This is a genomic window from Streptomyces sp. GS7 (assembly GCF_009834125.1).
GTDB lineage: Bacteria > Actinomycetota > Actinomycetes > Streptomycetales > Streptomycetaceae > Streptomyces.
Map to the genome: position 1 here is coordinate 8,363,796 of NZ_CP047146.1, position 12,479 is coordinate 8,376,274.

The following is a 12,479-nucleotide window of genomic DNA, read 5'->3' on the forward strand; positions in this document are numbered from 1 at the left end:
TCCCTTCCGGCTCGTTGTCTTTCCCACTTCTCCCCCTCGGTTTCCCCTCGCTTCGCCTCAGCCCGTGTGCTCGGCCGCCCTCGGCAGCCAGACCCGGCCGAAGGCGAAACGGGCCGCCTCGACCTCGTGGCGCTGATCGGCATGCAGAACCCCGAGAGCGTACGCGGTGGCCGGGGCGATCCGCGGCGTGCGGGCCGCGGTGGCGGCTGCGGCGGCCGCCTCGGCGGCGTCCCGGTGCAGCTCCAGCGCCCGGCCGGACTCGGCCAGCCGGGCGTCGGGGCGCTCCGGGGCGACCACTTCCTGGGCGTAGTGGCTCAGCCGGACCAGCAGCCGGACCTGGTGCCAGGGGGCGTCCTGTCGGTGGTCGGCGGCCAGCGCGGCGGCGTTGTACGGGTGGCCGGCGCGGGCCAGCGGCAGCAGGGCGACCGCGTCGGCGAGCAGCCGGTGCGCCTGCTCGGCGAGCGGCGGCAGCTCCTCGGCGGCGGGCACCTCCGCCGCCGTACGGGCCAGCGGCGCCTCGGAGGCGAGCACCGCGACCGAGTCGGCGACGGCGTGGAAGCGGGAGGAGCCCAGCGCCTGGAGGGCGGCGGAGTGCGCGCGGGTCCGGGCGAGGGTGAGCTGGCGGTCGAGCAGCGCCCCGGCCCGCGCCGCACCGGCGGACAGGGCGCTCTCGTGGTCCGGCTCGGCGGCCGTACCGGCGGCCGGCGCCGCGGGGGCGGAAGCGGTGGCCGTACGGCCCCCTCGGGCGCCCCGGCCGCCGCGCTCCGCCGGGCGCTCGGCCCGCTCCGCCCGGCCGGTCAGCCGCTGCAACGCCCCCATCAGCCGCTCCCGGCGCGCCTCGCACGCCTGCTCGCGCGCCAGGGTGCCGCTCAACCAGCCCAGCTCGGAACGGAGTTGGTCGGCCCAGACCTCCTCGGTCAGCGGCCGGAAGGTGTGCAGCGTCGCGCTGATCCGGCGCGCCGCGCGGCGCAGCTGCCGGGCCGCCTCGCCCGCGCCCGCCGCGTCCGCGCCGCTCTCCCGGTGCAGCCGCAGACTGCGCAGGAAGTCGGCGGCCTGCCGGTGCAGATAGCCGGCGAGCACGTCCCCGGCGGTCCGGCCGGCGAGCCCGGCGCCCACGCCGCCGCCGTCCGGCCCGTACGGCGCCGCCGCCCCCTGTCCCTCGGTCCCCGGCCCGTAACGGGCCTCCCCGTACGCCGAAATCTCCCCGAACACCGCATCCCCCGGCCCATCCACCACCGCCGCGCGGGCTCCCGGCGCTCCGCCGGGCCCGTATCCGATTCCGATTCCCCTGCCGATGCCGATGAGACCGGGCGACGGCCCCCCGGCCGGCTGGTCATGTCGCTGGGCCACGCCGGCGCCTCCGGGCGTCAATGAGCATTTCCTGTACGTTCCGCAGCGGGGTGCCGTCCGCGTCCACCGACCGCCGGGTCCAGCTGCCGTCCGGGCCCAGGTGCCAGGACGAGGTGGAGTCCGAAGTGCCGGTCTCCAGCATCCTGTTGAGGGCCGCGCGGTGGGCCGGGTCGGAGACCCGGACCAGCGTCTCGATCCGCCGGTCGAGATTGCGGTGCATCATGTCGGCGCTGCCCAGCCACACCTCGGGCTCGCCGCCGTTGCCGAAGGCGAAGATCCGGGAGTGCTCCAGGAAGCGGCCGAGGATGCTGCGGACGCGGATGTTCTCGCTCAGGCCGGGGACCCCGGGGCGCAGCGCGCAGATGCCGCGCACCCAGATGTCGACCGGCACACCGGCCTGCGAGGCCCGGTAGAGCGCGTCGATGACGGCCTCGTCGACCATCGAGTTGACCTTGATCCGGACGTAGGCGGGACGCCCGGCCCGGTGGTGCGCGGCTTCCTTGGCGATGCGCTGTATCAGCCCGTCGCGCAGCGACTTGGGCGCGACCAGCAGCCGGCGGTAGGTCTCCCGGCGGGAGTAGCCGCTCAGCCGGTTGAAGAGGTCGGAGAGGTCGGCTCCCACCTGCGGGTCCGCGGTCAGCAGCCCCAGGTCCTCGTACAGCCGGGCCGTCTTGGGGTGGTAGTTGCCGGTCCCCACATGGGAGTACCGGCGCAGTATCTCGCCCTCCTGCCGGACGACGAGCGACAGCTTGCAGTGCGTCTTGAGCCCGACCAGGCCGTAGACGACATGGCAGCCGGACTCCTCCAGCTTGCGGGCCCACTTGATGTTGGCCTGCTCGTCGAAGCGCGCCTTGATCTCCACCAGGACCAGGACCTGCTTGCCGGATTCCGCGGCGTCTATCAGGGCGTCCACGATCGGCGAGTGGTCGGAGGTGCGGTAGAGCGTCTGCTTGATGGCGAGCACGTTCGGGTCGGCCGCGGCCTGCTCCAGGAACGCCTGGACGGACGTGGAGAAGGAGTCGTACGGGTGGTGCAGCAGCACGTCGCGGGCGCGCAGCGCGGCGAAGATGTCGGGCGCGGAGGCGGACTCCACCTCCGCCAGGTCGCGGTGCGTACCGGCCACGAACTTGGGGTACTTCAGCTCCGGCCGGTCCAGCGCCCCGATCCCGAACAGCCCGGTCAGGTCGAGCGGCCCCGGCAGCGGATAGACCTCGGCCTCGGAGACCTTCAGCTCCTGGACGAGAAGGTCGAGCACGCCCGGGTCGATGGACTCCTCGACCTCCAGCCGGACGGGCGGTCCGAAGCGCCGCCGCATCAGCTCCTTCTCCAGCGCCTGGAGCAGGTTCTCCGCGTCGTCCTCCTCCACTTCCAGGTCTTCGTTGCGGGTCACCCGGAACATGTGGTGCGCCCGCACCTCCATCCCCGGGAACAGCTCCTCCAGGTGCGCGGCGATCACGTCCTCGATGGGGACATAGCGCTGCGGGGACGCCTCCAGGAAGCGGGAGAGCAGCGGCGGAACCTTCACGCGGGCAAAGTGATCATGGCCGCTGACCGGGTTCCTGACCACCACGGCCAGATTCAGCGACAGCCCGGAGATGTACGGGAACGGGTGCGCCGGGTCCACTGCCAGCGGGGTGAGGACCGGGAAGATCTGCTGCCGGAACAGCGTGAACAGCCGGGCCTGCTCCTTGTCGGTCAGATCGGGCCAGCGGATCAGGTGAATGCCCTGCTCGGCCAGCTCGGGGGCGATGTCCTGCTGGTAGCAGGCGGCGTGCCGGGCCATGAGTTCGCGGGACCGCGTCCAGATCAGGTCCAGCACCTCGCGGGGCTGGAGGCCGGACGCGGAGCGGGTGGCGACCCCGGTGGCGATCCGGCGCTTGAGGCCGGCCACCCGGACCATGAAGAACTCGTCCAGGTTGCTGGCGAAGATCGCCAGGAAGTTTGCCCGTTCGAGCAGCGGGGTGGCCGGGTCCTCGGCCAGCTCCAGCACCCGCTCGTTGAACGCCAGCCAGCTGCGCTCGCGGTCCAGGAAGCGCCCGCTGGGCAGCTCCTCGCCGTTCGCACCCGGAACGCCCCGGTCCTCGTACGCGTCCGGATCGGCGTCCAGGTCGGGCTCCAGACCAGACAGCGTGCCGCTCACCGCGTGCGGGCGGTGCGCGGCGATCGAGCCCACCGAGGGCTGCACCGAGGGGCCCGCCGCCCTCGGCGTCTCCTGGGACGGCATCTCGGGCTGGGCCGGGGCCTGAGCGCTGCGCTGCTGCTTCATGTCCTCATTCTTCCGCGCCATGGCGGTTCCAGGCGCGTCAGGAGGCGGCGGAGCGACGGAGAGCCGCGGTTTCGGCACGTTCGGCACAGCGGGCTGCATTCAGTGATGCTCGCAAGTGATGTTGAATCGCCGGTAACGCGGACGTGGCGGCAAGGCAAGCGGGGAGCTACTCCCGGGTATTTTCCGCGCCGGGACGGCGTCGCCGATCTTCGCTACGGCCAACCCGGAAAACCCGGCTGCACCCCCGGCACCCGCTCCCTACCCTGATCGCGTGCCCACACCTTCCGCCCCACCCGCCCCGCCACTCCCGTTCACCCCCGACTACCCGCTCCGCACCGAGCGCCTCGACCTCCGCCCCGTGCGCCACGACGACTTCGCCGCGATCTACGCCTATCAGCGCCTCCCCGAGGTCTGCCGTTACCTCTACTGGGGCCCCCTCGACGAGGCCGGCTCCCGCGCCTCCGTCGCCGCGAAGGCGGCCCGTTCGACGCTCCGGGAGTCCGGCGACGTCCTCCAGATCGCCGTCGTCCTGCGCGAGACCGGCGCCCTGGTCGGCGACCTCACCTTCGTCTACACCAGCCGCGAGCACCGCCAGGGCGGCATCGGCTATGTCTTCCACCCCGACCACGCGGGCCGCGGCTACGCCACCGAGGCGTCCCGGGCCCTGCTGAAGCTGGGCTTCGAGGACCTGCGACTGCACCGCATCCAGGCGGAGTTGGACGGTCGCAACACCGCCTCCGCCAAGCTGCTGGAGCGGCTGGGCATGCGCCGCGAGGGCCACCTCCGGGAGAACGAGTTCCTCGACGGCGAATGGAGCGACGAGGTGGTCTACGCGATGCTGGCGCGCGAGTGGCGCGCCCAGCAGGAGCAGCGGCAGCCGCGGCCCTGAGCCCCTGTCCGACGGGTCTTCGAGGCCCCGTCCGGCGGGTCTTGAGGTCCTGACCTCCGGGTCCTTGAGGCTCCGTCCGGTGCCTCATGGCCGCAGCCGTGGTGGCCGCGACCGCGGCCGGACGGCATGCGAAGGGCCGGGGCGGACCGCCCACGGTCCACCCCGGCCCTTCGCGCGCCACGCCGGATCCCGATACGCCGCATCTGATCCCGCTACCGGGATCATCGCAGTGCACCGGGCTTTGGCTCGGTGGTGAAGCGGTTCTGAGAAGTGCTCTGAACCGCAGGCTGGAGCGGATGATTCGGCTGCTCGATGTACTGACGGACGATCGACTGCGGAGCCCCGCCGACCGATCCGGCGAAGTACGAGCCGGACCACAGCCGCTGTGCCCGCGAGTGGTGCCGGACCAGTTCCGGGTACTCCTGGCGGAGCCTGCGGGAGCTGACGCCTTTGAGGCTGTTGACCTACTTGGACAGGGCGACCTTCGGCGGGAACTTCGCCGACAGGTGGACGTGGTTGTTCTCGCCGTTGAACTCGATCAGCTCGTACGCGAAGTCGGCGCAGACGGCGCGCATGATCTCCTCTGTCCGCTTGAGGTGCGCATCGTTGAAGACCTTGTGACGGTACTTCGTCACGAAAACCAAGTGGGCGTGGAGCGCGAACGTGCAGTGTTGGCCTGCACGGATGTTCTGCATGTCAGCCATAAACCAACTGCACTACGGTGACCTACATGCAGCTTCGGTACTCCTTCCGCCTCTACCCGAACGGGCCCCAGCGTTTTGCGCTGGCCCGTGCGTTCGGGTGTGCGCGGGTGGTCTACAACGACGCCCTTCGGGCCCGTGAGACCGCCCGCGCAGGCGGTGAGGCGTTCCCGAAGACCGGGGACCTGTCGAAGCTGCTGATCACCGAGGCGAAGAAGACCGAAGAACGGGCCTGGCTCGGCGAGGTCTCGGCCGTCGTCCTGCAACAGTCCCTTCGGGACCTGGACACGGCATACAAGAACTTCTTCGACGGTTTGAAGGGCAAGCGCCCGCTCATGGGCGCACCCCGGTTCAAGAGCCGCAAGGACAACCGGCAGACTGTCCGGTTCACCGCCAACGCCCGCTGGAAGATCACGACCGGCGGCGACCTGGCATTGCCGAAGATCGGCGATGTGCGGGTGAAGTGGTCCCGCGCACTGCCTTCGGTGCCGTCCACGGTGACCGTGGTCAAGGACGCGGGCGGCCGGTATTTCGCCTCCTTCGTGGTCGAGACCGACATCGAGGAACTGCCCGAGACGGGCGCCGTGGTCGGCATCGACCTGGGCCTGTCCCACTTTGTGATCCTCTCGGACGGCACGAAGATCGAAGCCCCGCGTTTCCTGCGCCGGGCCGAGAAGAAGCTGAAGAAGGCGCAGCAGAACCTGGGTCGGAAGGCCAAGGGCGGCAACAACCGGACCAAGGCCCGTATCAAGGTCGCGCGCGCCCATGGACGGGTGGCCGATGCGCGGCGCGAGTTCCTTCCCCAAGCTCTCAACTGCGTTCGAGCAGGGGAGACCCCAATCCAGCTCTCAACGAAGATCATCCGCGAGAACCAAGCGGTTGCCGTTGAGGACCTGACGGTCAAGGGACTCGCCCGAACGCGCCTGGCCACGTCCGTGCACGATGCGGGCTGGTCCCAGTTCGTAGCGTTCCTGGAGTACAAGGCCGTGCGATACGGGCGCGGCTTCCACCGCATCGGACGCTTCGAGCCCACCTCCCAGGTCTGCTCGACCTGCGGCGTCAAGGACGGCCCCAAGCCGTTGAACGTCCGTGAGTGGACGTGTGGAGCTTGCGGGGCCGTCCTGGACCGGGACATCAATGCGGCGGTCAACGTCGCCAAGGCCGCCGGACTGGCGGTATCAGCCTGTGGAGCGCAGGTAAGACGGGCATTCGTGCCCGCGCAGCGCGGTGAAGCAGGAACCCACCGAGACGGTCAGCCGACCGTGGTAGGAATCCCCGCCCTTTAGGGCGAGGAGCGGAAGTCAAACCGGATCAGGTCTCCGACCGGTACATCAGATCCGTCTCGTGCGTGACGAACCCCAGCCGCTCGTACACGCTCACCGCCGCCAGGTTGTCCGCGTCCACGTACAGCATCACCGTCGCCAGCCCCTGCCCCGCCAGGTGCCGCAGCCCGACCGTGGTCAGCGCCTTGCCCAGCCCGCCGCCCTGCGCGCTCGGCCGCACGCCGAGGACGTAGACCTCGCCGAGGCCCTCCTCGGCGTGCACCTTGGTCCAGTGGAAGCCGACCAGCCGGCCGTCCTTCTCCGCCAGGAAGAAGCCCTTCGGGTCGAACCACGGCTCGGCCTTGCGGTCGTCCAGATCCCGCTGGGTCAGCGAGCCCTGCTCGGGGTGGTGCGCGAACGCCTCGGCATTCGCCTCCAGCCACGCCGCGTCATCGGTCTCCGGCTGGAAGGTACGGACGGTCACGCCCTCAGGCAGCACCGGCTCCGGCAGGTCCAGGTCCGCCAGCGAGCGCCGCATCTGCCGCAGCTCCCGGAACATCGTCAGCCCCAGGGTCTGCGCGAGGTGCCGGGCGGCCGGGTGCCCGCCGTGCGCCCACACCCGCAGCCGGCGCCCGGACTGCTCCATCAGCTCACCGCCCAGCGCCCGGCCGTGCCCCCGGCCGCGGTGCCCCGGATGGACCACCAGCTCGGCGGCCGGCGCCTCCACCGGATCGGTGTCCTCCAGCTGCCCGTACGCGACCAGCTGGCCGCCGTCGTCCCCGGGCACGTACACCAGCACATGCCGGACGCCCGCCCGCTTGCCGCCCCGCAACTGGAGCCGGCCCTGCTCGGACACGGCCGGCTGCCCGTCCGTCCGCGCGGCCCGTTCGATCAGATCGAGGACGGTCGCGGCCTCATCCGGCGCGACCTCGTCGACCACCTGGATCCTGCGGCCGGTCCGGCCCATCTCCTGTGCAGCGTCAGTCATGTGTGAAGCGTACGACGAGGCCGCCGGGCCGCGGGGGAGTCGCGGGCGCCGCCGCGTACTGCCCCCGGCCGCCCGCCCGGGGCAGAGGCGGACGGCCGGGGCCGCTGCGGGGCGCACCGCGCTACAGCAGGTGGAAGGCGAGGCCGAGACCGGCGATGGTCATGGCCAGGCCGATGGCGAGGACCACCGGCCCGAACAGGTAGGTGAAGCAGCTCTTCCCGTCCTTGATCCGCCAGAGCCCGTTGGTCAAGACGACACCGGCACAGACGACCAGGCAACCGAAGATCCCGAGGAGCAGCTCGAAGGAGGGAGCCCAGCCGGGGTCGTGCTTCGGGATGTGCGCGACCCCTGCCAGGATCACCGTGCTCGCGGCGTCCATCACAACAACCCGAAACCGAAGCCGAAACCGACGGTGGCGACGGCGAGGCCGATGACGAGCATGACCGGCCCGACCACGTAGTCCCCCCACTTCTTCCCGTCGTAGGCACGACGGAGGGCAAGGGTCATGTAGACACCGGAACCGGCGATCAGGCACCCGGCGAGCCCGAGGAGCGCCAAAAGCAAGGGCGCCCAGCCTGGATCAGGGTGATTCGGGTCAATGTGTACGACCGCCGCCAAGGTCACGCCGTGAGGCCCACCGGGCACGGGTCACTCTCCCCCTTCTCGGCTTCTTTGGCAGGTCCTGCATGTCCGACTCGATCCCGGAACCCCCCTCGTAAATCCCCGTGTTGAGGCCGGTGCCGAAGCCGTCTCGGTACAGCGTGTCCTTGTACTGGTGGTGTTGAGCCACTTCCCGGCCTCCGAGGCTGTGTCCCTCCTGGTTCCCGAAGTGGACATCACCGGCGGCATTTCCGAGGGCGCCGGTAGAGGCGTTCGTTCCCGCATCCCACGCTATGGTCTCGATGTCCTTACCGTCCCATACGTCAGCAGTGAGACCACCCGCGATGTTGCCGACCGCACCATTGGCGGCGTTGCCGGCCCGGCCCTCGCCGCTGAGCACCCTTCCGAAGCGGCCCGTCAGATTGGCGCCCTCCGCCAGCGATGCCCCGCCCGCAGTGAACACGGCCGTGCCCGCGGCTTCCTTACCGGCGGTGCGGAAATCTTCGCCCACCGTCACCGGCTGACCGGTGAGCGCCTGGTTGAGCATCAGGCTGCCCGAGTCGGCGACGAAGTTCGTGGCGAAGCTCTCCGCTCCCTTCGCGAGGAACTTGGCGCCGAATCGGGCCAACGCGGAAAGCGCTTCTGCGCCCTTGGCGCTCATCATGCCGAAGCGCTCCAACAGAGCCGCCACCTTCTCCGCCGCCGAGGTGAACAGCTTGACCAGGTCCACGATCTTGGCGACCTTCGCGGCCACGGCCGTATTGGCGACGAGGTCGGAGACGAAACCAGTGAAGGCGGACAGCGCGACGCCGAGCAACTCCATCTCCGCGATCTGGACGCAGATGTCGATGATCTCTTCGTTGATCTTGTCGATCTCGTCCGCGAACTCCCGCAACCCGTCGGCGACATGGTGGAAGTTGTTCGCGATGTCGGTGATGGTCTTCTTCTGGTCCCGCCAGTGCTTCTCGAAGGCGTCGCGGGCCGCGCCGTGCCAACCCTGCTTGTCGACAGCGTCGATGGCGGTGTCGATGGCCTTTACGCGATGGGCCAGTTCGGTGCCCATGGTGTCCCAGGCACGGGCGATCGAGCGGAGCGTGTCGCCGTTGCCGCCGGGGAGTTCCACACCGAACGCCTGGAGGGTCTCCAGGACCTTGCCGTCGATCCAGCCGTTGATGTTCACGTCACGCCCACTGGACCCGGGCCGCGGACTGGAGGTGGCCGATGGCGACCTGGTCCGCGTCCTGGTAGTTCGACGCGTTGATCCGCAGCCGGGCGGCGTCGCCGGTGAACACCTCGGGAAGGTGACTCAGCGCCTCCAGCGTGCCGGCCAGCAACTTCTGGTACTTCTCCATCGCGCCATCGCAGGCGCCGAGAGCGCCGAACGCCTCTCCCACCTCGGCCGACGTCCCCGCGAACGCATGTATCGGGTCGGCCAGATCCTCCGCTTGCAGGTCGAACTTGCCTGCCAGATCCGTTAACGCCGTCGGCTCGACACCGTATTGCCCAGTCATCCAACTCCCGCTCGTCGATCGCGTACAAGCCTTCAGCAGTACGCCGGGGAGCGGCGCGCCCAGTAAGGATCTTTAACGGGTTCCGGATACGGGATTGACGGGCACATGACACCCATGGGCATGCCCGGGCCTGGACATGTCCCGACTGGGAGACGATCGCTGCGGCGTCGCGACCAGCCCTGACTGCTGCTCGCTGCTCTCGGCACGTCCGGAGGTGCCGATGTCAGGTCGTCGCTGCCCCCGCCCACAGCTCTTCTCAGCCTGACCTACCCGCCGTGGCGGTGCCGTCGTTGCGGGGCCGGGACGCGAGCGGACTGCAGTCGGCTGACGTAGCCGCCATCTCCCTGTCAGCTGGCCGCCGGGTGCCTCCGCCCCGGCGGCCAGCAGACAACAGCCTGTGCGGCGATCAGGAAAGGTCCCCTCAGGAAAAGTCCCCCGCGTGGTCCCGGGCCCACTGGGCGAAGGGGCGGGCCGGGTGGCCGGTGAGGCGCTCGACGGCGTCGGAGACGGGGAAGAGGGGGGCGTCGACCGACTGGCCGAAGAGGCGGACGAGTTCGCGGGCGGCTTCGACCGGGAAGTGGGGGCCGGACATGGCCTCGGCGGCTTCATCCTCCGAGATCTGCTCCACGCGGGTCGGGCGGCCGATCGCCTCGCCGATGGCGGCGACCTGCTGGGCGTTGGTGAGCGACTCCGGTCCGGTCAGCAGGTAGGTCTGGTTCCGGTGGGCGCCGGTGCGGTCCAGGAGGGCGACGGCGGCGACGTCCGCGAGGTCGGCCTCGTGGACGGGGACGCCCTGGGCGCCCGGGTGCGGGTCGCGGACCACGCCCGACTCGCGGATGGCCGAGGCCCAATTGAGTGCGTTGGTGGCGTAGTTGCCACCGCGGAGGAAGGTCCACTCCAGGCCGGAGTCGCGTACCGCGCGCTCCAGCGCGGCGTGGTTGCGGGCGATGAAGTTGGTCTCGTCGGCGGGCGTATCGGTCACCGAGAGGGAGGAGTTGAGGACGATACGGCGGACGCCGGCCTTGGCCGCGGCGTCGATCAGCCGGGTCGCGGCCTCGCCGCCACCGGCCGCGAGGTTGAGGAAGAGGGCGTCGGCGTCGGTGAGGAGCGGAGTGAGTTCGGTCTCCTCGCCGAGGTCGGCGCGGACCACCTCGGCTCTCTCCGGGAGTCCGGCCCGCGCCGGGTCACGGGTCAGCGCGCGGACGGCGGCGCCTTCCTCAAGGAGGCGGGCGACAAGGCTGCGGCCGATGTTGCCGGTTGCTCCGGTTACCACGATCATGGGCACTCCTTCGAAGGAAGCAGATGAATCAGAAGGGTCGAGGATGCGCGGGGCGTGGCGTGGCACGCCGCCCAGAGGGCTGACGCTAGTTCAGGTGCGTGCCGGAGCGCGGTAAATTTTCGCCAAGGCCGTCCGGACAACTTTCGCGTATCTCACATTCCGCGGGTCAGACTTGCGTTCCGGGGTCCCGCTCATGGTGGGATGTGCTGATGCGAACCCCCATACGCATAGCTTCACCCTCGCCGATACCCGCCGGTCAGCAGTCCCTCAATTCCCGTATGCCGGGCGGCCAGGACGACCCGCAGGGCGACACGAGAGAGCTGGAAAAGGTCAATCCGTACGCGGATCTGGCCGCCCTCGCGGATCCGGAGCCGGAGCCGGAGCCGGAATACGCCGCGGAGTACGCGGCGGCGCCCCGCCGGCGGTCGTATCTCAACGAGCGTGACGAGAGCGACGACCCGCTGGGTCTGGGGCTGCGCGCGGATGACGAGGACGAGGAGTGGGCGCCGCCCAACCACCGCCGGACGAAGCGCGGGATCAGCCGGTTCGCGGCCGTACCGCGCACCGTCAAGCTGCTGGTCGCGCTGCTGGTGTGCGCCGGAATCCTCACCCTCGGCGACCGGTTCGCCGTCCTCTACGCACAGAACAAGGCCGAGGAGGAGGTGAAGAAGGCGCTGCACCTCCAGGCCAGGCCGGAAGTCGACATCAAGGGGTTCCCCTTCCTCACCCAGGTGTGGGACAAGCGGCTGGACCAGGTGGACGTCATCATCCCGAACGTCGCCGCGGACCGCGTCTCGCTGGCGAAGGTCGAGGCGAGCGCGAAGGACATCCGGCTGGACGGGGATCTGCCGACCGACATCAAGGGCGCCACCATCGGTGCCATGCACGGCAGTGTGCTGCTGGCCTTCGATGACATGAACCGCGAACTCGGCGCCTCCCAGGTGAAGTTCAGCGGAATGGGGACGAACGGCGTCCGGGCGGTCGGCGAACTGCCCATCGCGGGCCGCACCTTGCGCGTTCATGCCGAGGCACGTATTGAGCGCAACGGTGACCGGGGAGTCTCCACGGACATCAGCCAGATGCAGCTCGACATCGGCGATGTCGCCGTCTACCGGCCGGGCACCGGAAAGGACGAGGGGCTGCGGCTGACCCCCAAGGCCGCCGCCGAGGTCAGCCGGCAGGCCGCCAAGGTGAAGGCGATGCTGAGCATTCCGGCCATCGCGGAACGCATCGGGATCCCGAAGGACTACATCGACGCGGCGCTGCGCAGCGACGACAAGCTGCACGAGCTGATCGGGTCGCCACGCTTCGTCCACCAGCTGATGCAGGTCAACCTCGTCGACGTGGTGACGGACCACCCCTGGCTGCTGCAGAAGGTCGGCATCGACCCGAAGGTGCTCGGCGCGCTGACCGGTCTGACCAAGCCGCAGATCGCCGACCGGCTGTCGCTCTCCTTCCAGCTCCCGAAGACACCGGGCGACGTCCGGCTGCGGAACATCTCCGTGGAACGCGACGGCATCCACGTCGATCTGACGGGGTCGGACCTGCCGTTCGGCGATGCGGCGAAGAAGCCGAAGAAGGCCGATTAGGCGAAGGAGAAGGAACGCGGAAGGAGTTCCGGCTCGTCGGACGA

Annotated in this window: 11 protein-coding genes and 1 pseudogene; 3 read left to right on the forward strand and 9 right to left on the reverse strand. The window is 70.1% G+C overall.

Annotation, left to right across the window (positions count from 1 at the left end; translation table 11 throughout):
• Nucleotides 1-57: 57 nt before the first annotated feature.
• A complete protein-coding gene (locus GR130_RS36290) occupies nt 58-1,371 on the reverse strand; it encodes a CHAD domain-containing protein (RefSeq protein WP_443043728.1) in 1,314 nt (437 codons plus the stop codon).
• Entirely contained in the window at nt 1,334-3,616 is a 2,283-nt protein-coding gene (locus tag GR130_RS36295; RefSeq protein ID WP_159508624.1) for an RNA degradosome polyphosphate kinase, read from the reverse strand. Before GR130_RS36295 ends, GR130_RS36290 begins: the two co-directional genes overlap by 38 nt.
• Nucleotides 3,617-3,887: 271 nt before the next feature.
• Between GR130_RS36295 and GR130_RS36300 the strand changes: the two genes are divergently transcribed.
• On the forward strand, nt 3,888-4,505 hold the full coding sequence (locus GR130_RS36300) for a GNAT family N-acetyltransferase (RefSeq protein WP_159508625.1): 618 nt from the start codon (nt 3,888-3,890) through the stop codon (nt 4,503-4,505).
• Nucleotides 4,506-4,798: 293 nt separating this feature from the next.
• On the opposite strand, the pseudogene tnpA reads toward GR130_RS36300, so the two are convergent.
• A pseudogene (gene tnpA / locus GR130_RS36305) lies at nt 4,799-5,209 on the reverse strand (IS200/IS605 family transposase); the annotation flags it as partial.
• Between the two features lie 26 nt (nt 5,210-5,235).
• Here tnpA and GR130_RS36310 point away from each other — a divergent pair.
• Nucleotides 5,236-6,492, forward strand: a complete 1,257-nt coding sequence (locus GR130_RS36310) for an RNA-guided endonuclease InsQ/TnpB family protein (RefSeq protein ID WP_159508626.1) — start codon at nt 5,236-5,238, stop codon at nt 6,490-6,492.
• Between the two features lie 25 nt (nt 6,493-6,517).
• On the opposite strand, the gene mshD is transcribed toward GR130_RS36310, so the two are convergent.
• The 6 genes from mshD to GR130_RS36340 all read right to left on the reverse strand — a co-directional run bounded on the left by mshD (nt 6,518) and on the right by GR130_RS36340 (nt 10,846).
• A complete protein-coding gene (gene mshD / locus GR130_RS36315) occupies nt 6,518-7,435 on the reverse strand; it encodes a mycothiol synthase (protein ID WP_159510452.1) in 918 nt (305 codons plus the stop codon).
• A gap of 142 nt (nt 7,436-7,577) precedes the next feature.
• The gene (locus GR130_RS36320) at nt 7,578-7,835 is read right to left on the reverse strand and encodes a hypothetical protein (RefSeq protein ID WP_159508627.1); all 258 of its coding nucleotides are present in this window, start codon (nt 7,833-7,835) and stop codon (nt 7,578-7,580) included.
• On the reverse strand, nt 7,835-8,020 hold the full coding sequence (locus GR130_RS36325) for a hypothetical protein (protein ID WP_159508628.1): 186 nt from the start codon (nt 8,018-8,020) through the stop codon (nt 7,835-7,837). Before GR130_RS36325 ends, GR130_RS36320 begins: the two co-directional genes overlap by 1 nt.
• A 31-nt stretch (nt 8,021-8,051) precedes the next feature.
• Nucleotides 8,052-9,236: a WXG100 family type VII secretion target gene (locus GR130_RS36330; protein ID WP_159508629.1), complete on the reverse strand. Its 1,185-nt coding sequence runs from the start codon at nt 9,234-9,236 to the stop codon at nt 8,052-8,054.
• Between the two features lies 1 nt (nt 9,237).
• The gene (locus tag GR130_RS36335; protein WP_159508630.1) at nt 9,238-9,567 is read right to left on the reverse strand and encodes a type VII secretion target; all 330 of its coding nucleotides are present in this window, start codon (nt 9,565-9,567) and stop codon (nt 9,238-9,240) included.
• Nucleotides 9,568-9,988: 421 nt separating this feature from the next.
• Nucleotides 9,989-10,846, reverse strand: coding sequence for an NAD(P)H-binding protein (locus GR130_RS36340; RefSeq protein ID WP_159508631.1), 858 nt, complete (start codon nt 10,844-10,846; stop codon nt 9,989-9,991).
• Nucleotides 10,847-11,055: 209 nt separating this feature from the next.
• On the opposite strand from GR130_RS36340, the gene GR130_RS36345 reads away from it, so the two are divergent.
• Nucleotides 11,056-12,435 (forward strand): LmeA family phospholipid-binding protein, encoded by a 1,380-nt coding sequence (locus GR130_RS36345; RefSeq protein WP_159508632.1) that lies wholly within the window; start codon nt 11,056-11,058, stop codon nt 12,433-12,435.
• Nucleotides 12,436-12,479: the final 44 nt, after the last annotated feature.

Bases quoted from the DNA above. Each gene is read 5' to 3' on its own strand.
- GR130_RS36345 (WP_159508632.1), top strand. From the start codon at position 11,056: ATGCGAACCCCCATACGCATAGCTTCACCCTCGCCGATACCCGCCGGT.
- GR130_RS36295 (WP_159508624.1), bottom strand. From the start codon at position 3,616: ATGAAGCAGCAGCGCAGCGCTCAGGCCCCGGCCCAGCCCGAGATGCCG.
- GR130_RS36340 (WP_159508631.1), bottom strand. From the start codon at position 10,846: ATGATCGTGGTAACCGGAGCAACCGGCAACATCGGCCGCAGCCTTGTC.
- GR130_RS36320 (WP_159508627.1), bottom strand. From the start codon at position 7,835: ATGGACGCCGCGAGCACGGTGATCCTGGCAGGGGTCGCGCACATCCCG.
- mshD (WP_159510452.1), bottom strand. From the start codon at position 7,435: ATGGGCCGGACCGGCCGCAGGATCCAGGTGGTCGACGAGGTCGCGCCG.
- GR130_RS36310 (WP_159508626.1), top strand. From the start codon at position 5,236: ATGCAGCTTCGGTACTCCTTCCGCCTCTACCCGAACGGGCCCCAGCGT.
- GR130_RS36335 (WP_159508630.1), bottom strand. From the start codon at position 9,567: ATGACTGGGCAATACGGTGTCGAGCCGACGGCGTTAACGGATCTGGCA.